Below are 14,623 nucleotides of genomic sequence, written 5' to 3'. Positions count from 1 at the left end.
GGCGAGGCGCCCCGTCGCGGTCGGCACCCGCCGCGACGGCTCGTGCCGCGCCCAGGGCCGCCGGGTCCGCGGCGCCGAACGACAGGGCGGGGTCGGCCGAGAGCCCGGTGTCCCGTGCGTCCACCGGCTCGGGCGGCCGCGCCGGGTCCGCCGTGGCGCGTGACCGGCGCCAGGCCAGGGCGGCGCCGGCCCGGGACCCCGTGCGGGCGAGCGCGTCGGCGCTCAGGCGACGGGTGGTCAGGCCGAGCAGCACGCCGGCGAGGACGACGGCGGCGTAGTCGAAGCTGGTGAACGTCGTGGCCAGGTCGCCGACCCAGGTGACCGCGCCGTCGCGGAGCCGGTGCAGGAGCTCCGCGCCGTGCGGGACGCCGAGGCCGGCGCTGCGGGCGTGCATGCCCGGGGAGAGGTACTCGACCAGCAGGCCGCCCGCAGATCCGGCGATGGCGGCGAGTGCGCCGAGCCGGGCCGCGCGACGCGCCGGACGGTCGGCGCAGACGTCGCCCGCCCGCAGCCACAGCACGGCGGCGAGGACGCCGACGACCAGCGCCATGGCCTCGGAGACCAGCGCGACGAAGGCGAAGCCGAGCAGCAGCGCGAGTGCCGCCGTCCAGCGTCCGACCAGGCCCGCCCGGCCGCTGCGGCCCGGCAGGCAGAGCACGGCGGAGACCAGCACGGTGCTCAGCACCGCGGGGACGGTGTGCGAGATGCCGCCCGAGGCCCAGTAGGTGGTCTGGTAGGGCTGTGGGCAGACCAGCAGGAACGCCAGCGACGCGGTCGCGGCCGTCAGCAGCTGCACGGCGACGGGGACGTGACGTCCGGCCAAACGGGTGAGCCGGGCGACGAGCAGCCACAGGGACCCGAGCAGCAGGGCGATGACGACGACCGGATAGATCTGCAGGCCCAGCGGACCGAGCCCGTGCACCCAGGCGAGCAGCACGGCGTTGCCCGCCCGCCCGTTGCTGTCCTGGTAGAGGAAGTGAACGAACTGACGGACCGACATGGTGCGCATGTTCGTCTGGTAGCACCAGTCGTCGGCGGCGGGTCGCACCCACAGGCCACCGACCCCGAGCAGGGCCAGCAGGGCTGCGGCGAACCCGGCGAGAAGGGCGGCGGAGCGCGCGAGGACTTTCATTTCGAAAAACAATCCTGGGGTGGTCCGGCGCGAATTGCAAAATAGCCACGAATTCGCCGGGAAAAATAATTGTCGGACTATCCTGGAATTTCGGCCGGATGTCACGGGTCATCAGCGGGGAGTCCGCGCGCCGCTGTTCGACGGCGGGAACCTCATGCTGCGCCCGCCCCGGCGGGCCCGCGAGTCGAGCCGGCCGGGGCGTCCGCGGTGCGTCAACTCGCCGTCGCCGGGTTCACTCACCCGTTCGGGTGCGTCCCACGACCGCTTCCCGCGCCCGGGACCTCGCCCAGGACGCTTTCTCGCCGGGCCGGTTGGCGCCCGTCTCGCGCGGCGCGGCGCCCCGGCCTCGCCGCGAGTCCCCTGCGCGCTGTCGGTGTCCGGGCTTAGCGTCGCCGACATGGAAGGACGACTCACGGGGTGGGGGCGCACCGCGCCGACGACAGCCCGGATCTGCGCGCCGACCACGGCGGCCGAAGCCCGTGACGCCGTGCGCGCCGCGGGCGAGCGCGGCACGCTGGCCCGCGGCCTGGGCCGCAGCTACGGGGACGCGGCCCAGAACGCGGGCGGCACCGTCCTCGACATGACCGCGCTCGCGCGGGTGCTCGCGCTCGACCTGGAGCAGGGCCTGGTCACCTGCGAGGCCGGGGTGAGCCTCGACCGGCTGATGCGGCTGCTGCTGCCCTTCGGCTGGTTCGTCCCGGTCACCCCCGGCACGCGCTACGTCACCGTCGGCGGGGCGGTGGGCGCGGACATCCACGGCAAGAACCACCACGTCAGCGGCAGCTTCGGCCGGCATGTCACGCGGATGCGGCTGCTGACGGCGGGCGGTGAGGAGGTCGAGGTCGCCCCCGGCGAGGAGCTGTTCGACGCCACCACCGGCGGCATGGGCCTCACCGGTGTGATCCTCGACGCCACCATCAGGCTGCTGCCCGTGGCGACCTCACTGATGTCGGTGGACACCGAACGCGCGGCCGACCTGGACGACCTGATGCAGCGCCTGGAGGCCACGGACCACCGCTACCGGTACTCGGTCGCCTGGATCGACCTCGTCGCCCGGGGCGCCGCCACCGGCCGCGCGGTGCTGACCCGCGGCGACCACGCCACGCTCGACGCACTGACCCCACGTCAGCGCCTCGATCCGCTGGCCTTCCGCCCGCGCAGCCTTCCGCCCGCGCCGCGCGGCATTCCCGGCGGGCTGCTCCGCACCGCCACGGTCGGGGCCTTCAACGAGCTCTGGTACCGCAGGGCGCCGCGCGACCGACGCGGACAACTCCAGCGGATCGGCGCGTTCTTCCACCCGCTCGACGGTGTGCCCGAGTGGAACCGCGTCTACGGGCCAGGCGGCTTCCTCCAGTACCAGTTCGTCGTCCCCTACGGGCGGGAGGCGGCGCTGCGCTCCATCGTCGAGCAGCTCAGCCGGCACGGCTGCCCCTCCTTCCTCGCCGTGCTCAAGCGCTTCGGCGAGGGCGGCCCCGGCTGGCTCTCCTTCCCGATGCCCGGCTGGACGCTGGCGCTCGACCTGCCCGCCTCCGTCCCCGGCCTCGGTCCGCTGCTGGACCGGCTGGACGAGCAGGTGCTGGCGGCCGGAGGCCGCGTCTACCTGGCCAAGGACTCGCGGATGCGGCCGCAGACCCTCGCCGCCATGTACCCGGGCCTCGCCGACTTCCGCGCCCTGCGCGAGCGGATCGACCCGCGCGGCGTCTTCACCTCCGACCTGGCCCGCAGGCTCGCGCTGTGACGGGCCCGAAGCCCGAAAGGCTGTCCCCATGATGAACGCCCTGGGCGACCCCCAGTCCCTGCTGGTCCTCGGCGGCTCCTCCGAGATCGGCCTGGCCACGGCCCGACGGCTGGTCGGCTCCCGGGTCGAGGTGGTCCACCTCGCCGGTCGGCCGTCGCCCGCGCTGGACGCCGCCGCCGCCGAGCTGCGCGCGCTCGGCGCCCAGGTGCACGTCCACGACTTCGACGCCCGCGCCGTCGACACCCACGAGACGGTCCTCGGCAAGATCTTCGCCGAGGGCGACATCGACGTCGCCCTGCTCGCCTTCGGCGTCCTCGGCGACCAGGAACGTGACGAGCGCGAGCCGTTGGCGGCCGCGGCCGTGGCCCAGGTCAACTACCTGGGCGCGGTCACCTCCGGGCTGCTGTGCGCGCAGGCGCTGCGCCGCCAGGGCCACGGCGCCCTGGTCGTGCTCTCCTCGGTCGCGGGCGAGAGGGCCCGCCGCTCCAACTTCATCTACGGCTCCACCAAGGCGGGCCTCGACGCCTTTGCCCAGGGCCTCGGCGACTCGCTGCACGGCAGCGGGGCGCGGGTCATGGTCGTCCGTCCCGGCTTCGTCCGCACCCGCATGACGGAGGGCCTGCCCGAGGCGCCCCTCGCCACCACGGCCGAGGCCGTCGCCGAGGCCGTCGTCGGCGGGCTCCGCCGCGGCAGCGAGACCGTCTGGGTGCCGGGCGCGCTCCGCTTCGTGATGTCCGGCCTGCGGCACCTTCCCCGCGCGGTCTTCCGCAGGCTGCCCGTCTGACCGGGGTACGTTCTGGGGCGTGAACCAGCTCACCCGACTGCCCCTGATCGGACCGGTCGTGGCCCGGGTGACGCGCACCCGGGCCTACCGGGTCTACGAGCACTTCGACGACGTCGGCTCCAACCGGATGGCCGGCTCGGTCACCTTCTTCGGCTTTCTCGCCCTCTTTCCGCTGCTGACGGTCGCGCTGGCAGTGGCGGCCTCGGTGCTCTCGGACAGCAGGGTCAACACGCTCCAGCAGAAGATCGCCGAACAGATCCCGGGCCTGTCGAAGCAGTTGAACCTCCACGAGGTGGCGGCGAACGCCACGACGGTGGGGCTGGTCAGCGGCGTGATCCTGCTGATCTCCGGCCTGGGCTGGGTCGACACCACACGGGTCTCCATCCGCACCTCCTGGTACCTGCCGCTGGAGCCCGGCAACGTGATCGTCCGCAAGTTCTGGGACACCGTCATGCTGATCGGGCTCGGCGTGGTCGGCGCGATCTCCCTCGCGGCGTCCACCGCCGCGGGCTCGCTGACCGGTCAGGCGGCCAGGTGGCTCGGCCTCCAGGGCTCGACCGGCGGCCGGGTGGCGCTGGCCGTCGTCGCGTTCGTCCTCGCGGTCGCGGTGGACCTCATGGTCTTCTCGTACGTGCTCGTCGGGCTGCCCCGCATCTTCGGCCAACCGCGCAGGGTGGTGCTCGAGGCCGCACTGCTGGGCGCGATCGGCTTCGAGATCCTCAAGCAGGCCCTCGCGGCGTACATCGCGGGCGTCGCGACGAAGAGCGTCTACGGCGCCTTCGGCACGCCGATCGCGCTGCTGCTGTGGATCAACTTCATGTGCCGCTGGCTGCTGTACTGCGTCGCCTGGACCGCCACCGCGGACCCGGAGGCCGCGCGCCTGCGGGCACGGCAGCGGGCGGTGGAGGCCGTCGCGAAGGCGGACGAGGACGTCTGAGGCCGAGCTGTCCCCCGGGGGCACCGGGCCTGCCGCGTGATCGGCAGGCCCCGTGCCCCCGGGCGGTACGACATCCCCGTGAGACGTGTCCTCCCCGCCGGACCGGGCCTTAGACGTTCCTCCGGCGGCGTCGCCGACGGAGGAACAGGACACCGCCCGTGCCCGCCAGCAGGGCCGCTGCCACGCCGCCCACCGTGTACGTCGTCCCCGAGATGCCGCCGGACGAGGACGCCGACGCGGACCAGGGGCCCGCGGCCGTGCCGCCGGACTCGGCGTGCGGGGAGGCGCTCGCGGCGTCGGAGGAGGCGGGCTTCGTCGCGTCGAGGGTGCCGATGGGCTTGGTGCGGCCCTCGGCGGCGAAGCCCCAGTCGAGGAGCGCGCGTGCCTCGCGGTAGACCTCGTCCGACTCGTGGTTCTGCGGGTTCATCACGGTGACCAGCAGCGTGTGCCCGTTCCGCTGCGCCGCCTCGACCAGGGTGTTTCCCGCGTTGGTGGTGTAGCCGTTCTTGACGCCGATCAGTCCGGGATAGTGGCCGCCGACCCCGTCCAGGCCGGTCAGCAGGCGGTTGGTGTTGGCGATCTGGAAGGGCTTGCCCTTCGTGTTCGGGCCGCCGGGGAACTCCGCGAAGGCGGTGTCGCAGTACTTGGCGAAGGCGGGGTTCTTCAGGCCGTCGCGGGCGAACAGCGTCAGGTCGTAGGCCGAGGACACCTGGCCGGGCATGTCGTAGCCGTCGGGGCTGACCACGTGCGTGTCCTTCGCGCCCAACGTCTCCGCGCGCGCCTGCATCTGCTGGACCGTCGCGGCCACGCCGCCGTTCATCGCGGCGAGGACGTGGACCGCGTCGTTGCCGGAGCGCAGGAAGACGCCGAGCCACAGGTCGGCGACGGCGTACGTCTGACCGGGGACCACGCCGACCTCGCTGCTGCCCGCGCCCATGCCGTCGAAGTCGGACTCGGCGACCTTGTGGGTCTCGTCCGCAGGGAGCTTCGGCAGCACGGTGTCGGCGAACAGCGTCTTCAGCGTGCTCGCCGGGGGCAGCGGCCAGTGCGGGTTCTGCGCGGCCAGGACGTCGCCGGTGTCGTCGTCCGCGACGATCCAGGACAGGGCGGAGAGGCCGTGCGGGAGCGCGGGCGCGCCCGCGCCCGCCTGCGGGCCGGGGCGGCCGAGCGCGTCGCCGCCGACCGCGGACATCTGTGCGGGCGGCTGTCTGACGGCACTGGCGCGCGGGCTCGGGGCGTGGCCTGCCGCGGTGAGCGTCAGCACCACTCCTGTGGCGGCCGCCGTGGCGACCGTCCCCCGTACCGTCCGAACCGTCCGACTGCGGACGCGATCACGTAGCTGCACGTCGACGACCGTACCCAATCCCTTTCGCACCCGGTCAGAAAAACACACGGGACCCCTCGTCCGGATGCGGCCGGACGGCCGACCATACTGACACCATGAGACTCAGCCGACGTGCTTCCTGGTTCCTGACGGCCTTCGGCGTGTGGTCGGTCTGGATCTGGGTGACCTTCTTCAAGAACCTGTGGGCGGACCACGAGGGCCTCGCCTTCACCGGCGGCGACCACGGCAGGCCGACCGCCTACTTCTGGATCCACGCCGCGCTGGCGCTGAGCTCCCTGCTGCTCGGTCTCGTCGTCGGCTCGCTCGGGGTGCGCAGCCTGCGCTCCGTCCGCAGGACCGCCGAGCCCGCCCGCGAGGGCACCGACCTGGCCCGTGAGGCCGTCGACCCGGCCGAGGCCGCGCCGGGAGCATGATCTATAAAGGCTCCAACCGTCCACCCTTTCGGTGGATCACACGCTTGGAGCATCATGCCCCTTCGTACCGCCGCGCCTGCCCTGGTGGGCGCGCTCGCCCTGGCCGCCGTCGCCGCGCCGGGCACCGCGTACGCCGCGACCCAGCCGGTCAAGCCGCAGATCATCCACGCCGCGGTGTCGTCGCTGAACATCGGTCTGACCGGCAAGCTGACCTTCTCGGTCATCATCAGCGCCAAGGACGCCAAGGGCGTCAAGAGCATCAAGGCCCTGCCGTACCCGCTCGCGTCCAAGGCGGTCCCGACCCAGACCGACGTGGCCAAGGAGCCCGGCAGCTCGCTGCCGACGCTCGCGCGGACGGCGACCACCCTGACCGTGGGTGCGTCCGACGTCATCAATGTGGCGGTCGACCGCTTCCCCGACGAGATAGCCGGGACCTACGGCGTCGCCATCCTGGTCACCGCCAAGGACGGCAGCACCACCTTCGCGGCGAAGGGCGCCACCTACAGCTGGACGCGCGCCGACGTGCTGTCCGCCAAGCCGGTGTCCGGCACCGTCCGCAAGGGCGCCCTGCTGACCGTCAAGGGCCAGCTGAACCGGGCCGACTGGACCAAGCGGGTGTGGGCCGGCAACGGCGGCCAGCTCGTGCAGCTCCAGCAGCGCAACGCCAAGGGCGTCTGGGTGACCAAGGCCACCGCGAAGACCGCCACCAACGGCTCGGTCAGCGTCTCCGCCCGTGACGACGCGTCCGGCAGCTGGCGTCTGGTCTACGGCGGCAACACCATCTCCGGTGCTGCCGTCTCCGGCACCAGCTCCGTGGTCGTCAAGTAAGGCGCACGTCACGACGGAAGGCCCGGCCCCCCGCGAGAGGGGGGCCGGGCCTTCCGTCGTCGCGCAGGCGACCAGGCTCAGTAGCGACGCGTCAGCAGCGCGCGCTTCACTTCCTGGATCGCCTTCGTCACCTCGATGCCACGCGGGCACGCGTCGGTGCAGTTGAAGGTGGTGCGGCAGCGCCACACGCCCTCACGGTCGTTGAGGATCTCCAGCCGCTGCTCCGCACCCTCGTCACGGGAGTCGAAGATGAAGCGGTGGGCGTTCACGATCGCGGCCGGACCGAAGTACTGGCCGTCGTTCCAGAACACCGGGCAGGAGGAGGTGCAGGCGGCGCAGAGGATGCACTTGGTGGTGTCCTCGAAGCGCTGGACGTCCTCCTCCGACTGGATCCGCTCACGCGTCGGCGCGTTGCCCTTGGTGATGAGGAAGGGCATCACGTCGCGGTACGCCTGGAAGAACGGGTCCATGTCCACGACCAGGTCCTTCAGGACGGTCATGCCCTTGATGGCCTCGATCGTGATCGGCTTCTCGGGGTTGACGTCCTTGATGAGGGTCTTGCAGGCAAGACGGTTCTTGCCGTTGATCCGCATCGCGTCGGAGCCGCAGACGCCGTGGGCGCAGGAGCGACGGTAGGTGAGCGTGCCGTCCTGCTCCCACTTGACCCGGTTGATCGCGTCCAGGACGCGCTCCTTCGGGTCCACCGTGAGCTGGTAGTCGACCCACACCGCGTCCGGGTGCTCCTCCGGGTTGAACCGGCGGATCCGGAGCGTGATGGTGATCAGCTCGACCTTGCCCGACTCGGCGGCGTCCAGCGCGGCCGAGTGCGGGGCGGCGGTTTCGTCGATGGTGGGGGTGCTCATCAGTACTTACGCTCCATCGGCTGGTAGCGGGTGACCACGACCGGCTTGTAGTCCAGACGCACGGTGGTGTCGCCGTTCGCGTCGACCTCGCGGTACGCCATGGTGTGGCGCATGAAGTTGACGTCGTCGCGGTTCGGGTAGTCCTCGCGGAAGTGACCGCCGCGCGACTCCTTGCGGGCGAGCGCGGACACCGCGGTGACCTCGGCCAGGTCGAGGAGGTTGCCCAGCTCCACGGCCTCCAGCAGGTCGGTGTTGTAGCGCTGGCCCTTGTCCATCACCGAGATGTTCTTGTAGCGCTCCTTCAGCTCGGTGATGTCGGCCACCGCCTGCTTCAGGGTCTCCTCGGTGCGGTACACGGACACGTTGGTGTCCATGGACTGCTGCAGGGCCTCGCGGATCTCGCCGACCCGCTCGGTGCCGTTCGAGGTGCGGATGGTCTCCAGCATCTCGACGACCTTGGCAGCGGGGTTCTCCGGCAGCTCGACGAACTCGGCGGTCTCGGCGTACTTCGCGGCGGCGATGCCGGCGCGGCGGCCGAAGACGTTGATGTCGAGCAGCGAGTTGGTGCCCAGACGGTTGGCGCCGTGCACCGACACGCAGGCGACCTCGCCGGCGGCGTACAGACCCGGGACGACGGTCTCGTTGTCCAGCAGGACCTCGGACTCGTTGTTGGTCGGGATGCCGCCCATGGCGTAGTGCGCGGTGGGCTGGATCGGGATCGGGTCCGTGTAGGGCTCGATGCCGAGGTAGGTGCGCGCGAACTCGGTGATGTCCGGCAGCTTGGCGTCCAGCTGCTCCGGCGGCAGGTGCGTCAGGTCCAGGTAGACGTGGTCGCCGTTGAGGCCGCAGCCACGGCCGGCCCGGATCTCCGAGTAGATGGCGCGGGAGACGACGTCACGGGACGCGAGGTCCTTCATGACCGGCGCGTAGCGCTCCATGAAGCGCTCGCCGTCCTTGTTGCGCAGGATGCCGCCCTCGCCGCGGGCGCCCTCGGTGAGCAGGATGCCCATGCGCCAGATGCCCGTCGGGTGGAACTGGAAGAACTCCATGTCCTCCAGCGGCAGGCCACGACGGTACGCGGCGGCCTGGCCGTCACCGGTCAGGGTGTGCGCGTTGGAGGTCACCTTGAAGAACTTGCCGTTGCCGCCCGAGGCGAAGATGACCGACTTCGCCTGGAAGACGTGCACCTCGCCGGTGGCCAGCTCGTACGAGACGACGCCGGCGACCTTCTTGACCCCGTCGACGTCGGTGAGCAGCAGATCCAGGACGTAGAACTCGTTGAAGAACTCCACGCCCTCCTTGACGCAGTTCTGGTACAGCGTCTGGAGGATCATGTGGCCGGTGCGGTCCGCGGCGTAGCAGGAGCGGCGCACCGCGGCCTCGCCGTGGTTGCGGGTGTGGCCGCCGAAGCGACGCTGGTCGATCTTGCCCTCGGGGGTGCGGTTGAAGGGCAGACCCATCTTCTCCAGGTCGAGGACGGCGTCGATCGCCTCCTTGGCCAGGATCTCGGCGGCGTCCTGGTCGACCAGGTAGTCACCGCCCTTGACGGTGTCGAAGGTGTGCCACTCCCAGTTGTCGTCCTCGACGTTGGCGAGGGCGGCGGCCATGCCGCCCTGGGCCGCGCCGGTGTGGGAGCGGGTCGGGTAGAGCTTGGTCAGGACCGCGGTGCGGCTGCGCTTCGTGGCCTCGACGGCGGCGCGCATGCCCGCGCCGCCGGCGCCGACGATGACGGTGTCGTACTGGTGAATCTTCATGGTCTCTTCGCTGCCTCGTCGTCCGTCCGCGTCAGCTGATGTTCGGGTCGAAGGTGAAGATCACCAGGGTGCCCAGAGCCACGGTGAAGACCGTGGCGGCCACCAGCAGGACCTTCAGCCAGAAGCGGGTGTTCGGGCGCTCGGCGTAGTCGTTGATCACGGTGCGCATGCCGTTGGCGCCGTGGAGCATCGCCAGCCACAGCATCAGCAGGTCCCAGACCTGCCAGAACGGCGAGGCCCAGCGCCCGGCGACGAACGCGAAGGAGATCTTCGAGACGCCGCCGTCCAGCACCAGCTGGATGATGAGGTGGCCGAGGACCAGGAAGACCAGCACGATGCCGGACAGGCGCATGAACAGCCACGCCAGCATCTCGAAGTTGGTCCGGCTGCGGCGGCCCGCGGTGGTCTTGGTGCGCTTGCGCGGCGGCTCGATGAGGAACGCCGTCGCGTCGGTCGGAGTCGAGTCGGTGAGCTCGACGTTGCCGATGGAGTCGGTAGCCATCTGTTATCTCACCCTCAACTGAACAGCCACTGGAGGGTCTCCTGCAGGACGGGGTAGAACGCACCCGCCATCAGCAGGACCCAGACGGTCACGACGGTCCACAGCATCTGCGCCTGGTACTTCGGCCCCTTGGCCCAGAAGTCCACCGCGATGACCCGAAGACCGTTCAGCGCGTGGAAGAGGATGGCGGCCGTCAGGCCGTACTCCATCAGGTTGACGAGCGGCGTCTTGTACGTCGCGATCACGCTGTTGTAGGCCTGCGGCGAGACGCGGACCAGTGCGGTGTCGAGGACGTGGGCGAACAGGAAGAAGAAGATGAGGACGCCGGTGACTCGATGAGCCACCCACGACCACATGCCTTCCCGGCCGCGGTACAGCGTTCCAGCCGGCACGGAAGAACCCTCCGGGAGCGGGGCGGGGGTCGCCCGATCAGCTCGGCGGCATCGTCGTCGGTGTCGGTCGGCCCGGCCGGATACGGTCCACCGGCCGCGGCCATCGTAGCCAGGCCGGAGGCCCGTGGGCCTGTCGGGGCCCCTGCGGCGGGCCGAGATCCACTCAGATGATCTGCTTGTGACCGGCTCGTGACCTGTCAGAAGGGGCCTTGATCCCGGATTTTCCCAGGGAACGCCCATGCGTTCCCTGGCGCGGCGTCAAAGGCGACGCTTCCGGATGTGGGCGATCTCACCCTCGCGATCTCACGAAGACGCCGAGGCGTGAGACGAGACCAGGTGGGTCAGCCTGCTGAGGGTGATCCGGCGCAGCTGTTCCGCGGTGTTGCTGCGCTCCTCGTCCGGGTCGCTGCCCAGCCGCGCGCGGATGCTGGCCAGCACGGTGTCCAGCATCTCCTCCGGTGGGCACTCGTCCAGGCTGACCACGAACACGTGCCCGAACCGCGCCTCGTAGGCGGCGTGCGCCGCCTGCAGCGCGGTGTGCGCGGCGGCGCTGCCCGGCGCGCGCATGCCCAGCAGGGGTTGGGGCATGCAGCTCTCGTCGGCGAGCGCCTCCGAGAGGTGTCGTAGGAGGCCTCACTCGCGGCGGCCAGCAGCGAGTCCACATCCGGGTAGGGCCGGTGGGCGGTCATCCTTATCGCCCAGCGCCGGCTCCCGCAGCAGGCCAGCAACGCCTCCTCGGCGGCACCCGGCGCCGCGTCGTTGAGACGGGACAGCCCCGGAACGGGAGACTGCGGTGCGGACGGCTGCGGGATCTGCGACCTGGCCAGCGGGTCCTCCTCGAACGGGTTGGAGCCCTTGAGGTTAAGGGGTGCGACCGACTTCGTCGGCACTACAGGAGACGCCAGAAGCGGTGCCACAACGGCGCAGGACACCAGGATTCACTCGTACGGGGTATTAAGTCGAGCCCCCGACGCCCGAATTATGAGACAGCGTCAGCCCGATGAACGGCGGCAGCCGTCAGGGGCGGGTGGCTGGGCTGGCGCAGGTCGTTGCACTACCCAGGGGCGCGGGGCGCTCTGCGCGACCGGCCAGCCGCACAGGTAGAGCCCCGAACAAAGCAGGGCCATCCGTATGTCGGCGGTTCCTCGCGCAGAGCCCCGCGCCCGTTGGGTGAGTGCGACCTCGGGCGGGAGCGAAGTGTGCCGTCGGTCGCGCCCACGCGGCGGAGCCGCACATCAGCAGAGCCGCGCGCCCCTTGGGTGAGTGCGACCTCGGGAGGTGCCCCCCCAGGGGGCTAGCGGCGGTGCACCTTGTGCTGGGCGGCCTGGGCGCGGGGGCGGACGACGAGGAGGTCGATGTTGACGTGCGGGGGACGCGTCACCGCCCAGACGATGGTGTCCGCGACGTCCTCCGCGGTCAGCGGGTCCGGGACGCCGGCGTAGATGGACTCGGCCTTCGCGGCGTCGCCGCGGAAGCGGGTGAGCGCGAACTCGTCCGTCTTCACCATGCCGGGCGCCACCTCGATGACCCGGATCGGCTCCCCGACCAGCTCCAGCCGCAGCGTGCCCGCGATCGCGTGCGCCCCGGCCTTCGCCGCGACGTAGCCGCCGCCGCCCTCGTACGCCGCGAACGCCGCGGTCGAGGAGAGGACGAGGACGGTGCCGTCGCCGGAGGCGCGCAGCGCGGGGAGGAACGCCTGGGTCGCGTGCAGCACGCCCAGCACGTTGACCTGGTACATCCGCAGCCAGTCCGTCGGGTCGCCGCTCTCCACGGACTCCGCGCCGTACGCCCCGCCGGCGTTGTTGACCAGGACGTCCACCCGGGGGAGGGTCGCCGCGAAGGCGTCCACCGCCGCGCGGTCGGTGACGTCCACGGCGTGGACGCTCGCCGCGTCGCCGATCTCCTTGGCCAGCGCCTCCAGGCGCTCCGCCCGTCGCGCGACCAGGGCGACCCGGAATCCGGCTGCGGCGAGGCCCCGTGCCGTCGCCGCTCCGATGCCGCTGCTCGCGCCCGTCACGACCGCGACCTTCTGGACTGTCATCTGACCCGTTCCTCCAATGGCGTTGTCTCGATCTGAGCAAGCTTCCAGAGGATGCGACTATTCCGCCCCCGCGCGCATCATTACCGTACGTAGCCAGAATGTAGCGAGTCGAAGAGGACCCCCATGGCGCGCCTGACCGAGTCCGGACTGCCCATCGAGCCCGTCTACGGGCCGGCCGCCCAGGAGGGCTGGGATCCCGCCACCGAGCTCGGCGAACCGGGGCGGTACCCGTTCACCCGCGGCGTCTACCCGACGATGTACACGGGCAAGCCGTGGACCATGCGGCAGTACGCCGGCTTCGGCACCGCCGCCGAGTCGAACGCCCGCTACCAGCAGCTGATCGCCAACGGCACCACGGGCCTGTCCGTCGCCTTCGACCTGCCCACCCAGATGGGCTACGACTCGGACGCGCCGATCGCCCACGGCGAGGTCGGCAAGGTCGGCGTCGCCGTCGACTCCGTCGAGGACCTGGGCGTGCTGTTCGGCGGGATCCCGCTGGGCGAGGTCTCCACCTCGATGACCATCAACGCCCCGGCCGCGCTGCTGCTCCTGCTCTACCAGCTGGTCGGCGAGTCCCAGGGCGTCGCCTCGGACCGGCTGACCGGCACCGTCCAGAACGACGTGCTCAAGGAGTACATCGCCCGCGGCACGTACATCTTCCCGCCCAAGCCCTCGCTGCGCCTGATCGCCGACATCTTCAAGTACTGCAGGGCCGAGATCCCGCGCTGGAACACCATCTCCATCTCCGGCTACCACATGGCCGAGGCGGGGGCGACGCCCGCGCAGGAGATCGCGTTCACGCTGGCCAACGGCATCGAGTACGTCCGCACCGCGCTGGCGGCCGGTATGGACGTGGACGACTTCGCGCCGCGCCTCTCCTTCTTCTTCGTCTCGCGCACCACGATCCTGGAGGAGGTGGCCAAGTTCCGCGCCGCCCGCAGGATCTGGGCGCGGGTCATGAAGCAGGAGTTCAAGGCCGAGAACCCGAAGTCGATGATGCTGCGCTTCCACACCCAGACGGCGGGCGTCCAGCTGACGGCGCAGCAGCCCGAGGTCAACCTGGTCCGCGTCTCCGTCCAGGCGCTGGCGGCGGTGCTGGGCGGCACCCAGTCGCTGCACACCAACAGCTTCGACGAGGCCATCGCGCTGCCGACGGAGAAGTCCGCACGCCTGGCGCTGCGCACGCAGCAGGTGCTGGCGTACGAGACGGACGTGACCGCGACGGTGGACCCGTTCGCCGGCTCCTACGTGGTCGAGCAGCTGACCGACGAGGTCGAGGCGGCGGCCCTGGAGCTGATGGCCAAGGTCGAGCAGATGGGCGGCGCGGTCGCCGGCATCGAGCGCGGCTACCAGAAGGCCGAGATCGAACGCAGCGCGTACCGGGTCGCGCTGCAGACGGACTCCGGCGAGCGCACCGTCGTCGGCGTCAACCGCTTCCAGTTGGATGAGGAGGAGCCGTACGAGCCGCTCCGCGTCGACCCGGCGATCGAGCGGCAGCAGGCCGAGCGGCTGGCGAAGCTCCGCTCCGAGCGGGACGGCGCGGCGGTCGACCGCGCGCTGTCGGCGCTGCGGCGCGCGGCGGAGACGTCGGGGGAGAACGTGCTCCACCCGATGAAGGAGGCGCTGGCCGCCCGCGCCACCGTGGGTGAGACCTGTGACGCACTGCGGGAGGTGTGGGGTACCTACGTCCCGGTCGACAGCTTCTGAGACCCTGGCAGCTGAGACGATGGCAACGTCTCATCCGCTCGCTCGTTGATCTCTTCAACGATGCAGTGCGGGAGGCAGCATGAAAGAGGTTCCCTACCCCGTTCGGGGCGGATCATGCGCCGAGCGGGCGACAAACTTCTCGTCCGGCGGTATGAATTTCGGTGATCCCCTGCCCCAACCGCCCCAG

Annotated in this window: 13 protein-coding genes and 1 pseudogene; 6 read left to right on the top strand and 8 right to left on the bottom strand. The window is 71.2% G+C overall.

Annotation, left to right across the window (positions count from 1 at the left end):
* A pseudogene (locus TR49_RS43940) lies at positions 1–1,132 on the bottom strand (hypothetical protein); the annotation flags it as partial.
* 397 nt (positions 1,133–1,529) lie between these two features.
* On the opposite strand from TR49_RS43940, the gene dprE1 reads away from it, so the two are divergent.
* From dprE1 to TR49_RS19680, 3 genes are read left to right on the top strand one after another with little or no spacing between them, the layout of a single operon-like run.
* Positions 1,530–2,870 carry a decaprenylphosphoryl-beta-D-ribose oxidase gene (dprE1, locus tag TR49_RS19690; RefSeq protein WP_052434452.1) on the top strand — a complete coding sequence of 447 codons (1,341 nt, stop codon included), beginning with the start codon at positions 1,530–1,532 and terminating at the stop codon, positions 2,868–2,870.
* A gap of 28 nt (positions 2,871–2,898) precedes the next feature.
* The gene (gene dprE2 / locus TR49_RS19685; RefSeq protein WP_042383299.1) at positions 2,899–3,654 is read left to right on the top strand and encodes a decaprenylphospho-beta-D-erythro-pentofuranosid-2-ulose 2-reductase; all 756 of its coding nucleotides are present in this window, start codon (positions 2,899–2,901) and stop codon (positions 3,652–3,654) included.
* A 19-nt stretch (positions 3,655–3,673) separates the two neighbouring features.
* A complete protein-coding gene (locus TR49_RS19680; protein WP_042383297.1) occupies positions 3,674–4,591 on the top strand; it encodes a YihY/virulence factor BrkB family protein in 918 nt (305 codons plus the stop codon).
* A gap of 109 nt (positions 4,592–4,700) precedes the next feature.
* On the opposite strand, the gene TR49_RS19675 is transcribed toward TR49_RS19680, so the two are convergent.
* On the bottom strand, positions 4,701–5,855 hold the full coding sequence (locus TR49_RS19675; RefSeq protein ID WP_236653444.1) for a D-alanyl-D-alanine carboxypeptidase family protein: 1,155 nt from the start codon (positions 5,853–5,855) through the stop codon (positions 4,701–4,703).
* A gap of 176 nt (positions 5,856–6,031) precedes the next feature.
* Between TR49_RS19675 and TR49_RS19670 the strand changes: the two genes are divergently transcribed.
* Together TR49_RS19670 and TR49_RS40125 are read left to right on the top strand one after the other, a co-directional pair.
* Positions 6,032–6,349: an SCO4848 family membrane protein gene (locus TR49_RS19670; RefSeq protein ID WP_042383295.1), complete on the top strand. Its 318-nt coding sequence runs from the start codon at positions 6,032–6,034 to the stop codon at positions 6,347–6,349.
* Positions 6,350–6,403: 54 nt separating this feature from the next.
* Complete coding sequence (locus TR49_RS40125; protein WP_152627354.1) at positions 6,404–7,177, top strand: hypothetical protein; 774 nt, start codon at positions 6,404–6,406, stop codon at positions 7,175–7,177.
* Positions 7,178–7,254: 77 nt separating this feature from the next.
* Here TR49_RS40125 and TR49_RS19660 read toward each other — a convergent pair whose 3' ends face one another.
* From TR49_RS19660 to TR49_RS19635, 6 genes are all read right to left on the bottom strand, one after another.
* Positions 7,255–8,040, bottom strand: coding sequence for a succinate dehydrogenase iron-sulfur subunit (locus tag TR49_RS19660; protein WP_042383293.1), 786 nt, complete (start codon positions 8,038–8,040; stop codon positions 7,255–7,257).
* A complete protein-coding gene (sdhA, locus tag TR49_RS19655) occupies positions 8,040–9,794 on the bottom strand; it encodes a succinate dehydrogenase flavoprotein subunit (protein WP_042383291.1) in 1,755 nt (584 codons plus the stop codon). Before sdhA ends, TR49_RS19660 begins: the two co-directional genes overlap by 1 nt.
* A gap of 31 nt (positions 9,795–9,825) precedes the next feature.
* On the bottom strand, positions 9,826–10,296 hold the full coding sequence (locus TR49_RS19650; protein ID WP_042383289.1) for a succinate dehydrogenase hydrophobic membrane anchor subunit: 471 nt from the start codon (positions 10,294–10,296) through the stop codon (positions 9,826–9,828).
* A gap of 14 nt (positions 10,297–10,310) precedes the next feature.
* The gene (gene sdhC, locus TR49_RS19645) at positions 10,311–10,688 is read right to left on the bottom strand and encodes a succinate dehydrogenase, cytochrome b556 subunit (RefSeq protein WP_042383287.1); all 378 of its coding nucleotides are present in this window, start codon (positions 10,686–10,688) and stop codon (positions 10,311–10,313) included.
* A gap of 303 nt (positions 10,689–10,991) precedes the next feature.
* Positions 10,992–11,276 (bottom strand): 2-oxo-4-hydroxy-4-carboxy-5-ureidoimidazoline decarboxylase, encoded by a 285-nt coding sequence (locus TR49_RS46760; RefSeq protein WP_369405327.1) that lies wholly within the window; start codon positions 11,274–11,276, stop codon positions 10,992–10,994.
* Positions 11,277–11,982: 706 nt separating this feature from the next.
* Positions 11,983–12,729, bottom strand: coding sequence for an SDR family NAD(P)-dependent oxidoreductase (locus TR49_RS19635; RefSeq protein ID WP_042383286.1), 747 nt, complete (start codon positions 12,727–12,729; stop codon positions 11,983–11,985).
* A gap of 123 nt (positions 12,730–12,852) precedes the next feature.
* Here TR49_RS19635 and TR49_RS19630 point away from each other — a divergent pair, with 123 nt between their 5' ends.
* Positions 12,853–14,436 carry an acyl-CoA mutase large subunit family protein gene (locus TR49_RS19630; protein WP_042383285.1) on the top strand — a complete coding sequence of 528 codons (1,584 nt, stop codon included), beginning with the start codon at positions 12,853–12,855 and terminating at the stop codon, positions 14,434–14,436.
* Positions 14,437–14,623: the final 187 nt, after the last annotated feature.

This window comes from Streptacidiphilus melanogenes (genome assembly GCF_000787835.1).
GTDB lineage: Bacteria > Actinomycetota > Actinomycetes > Streptomycetales > Streptomycetaceae > Streptacidiphilus > Streptacidiphilus melanogenes.
The sequence above is the reverse complement of the archived record's forward strand: the minus strand, read 5'-3'. Positions and strand labels throughout refer to the sequence as shown.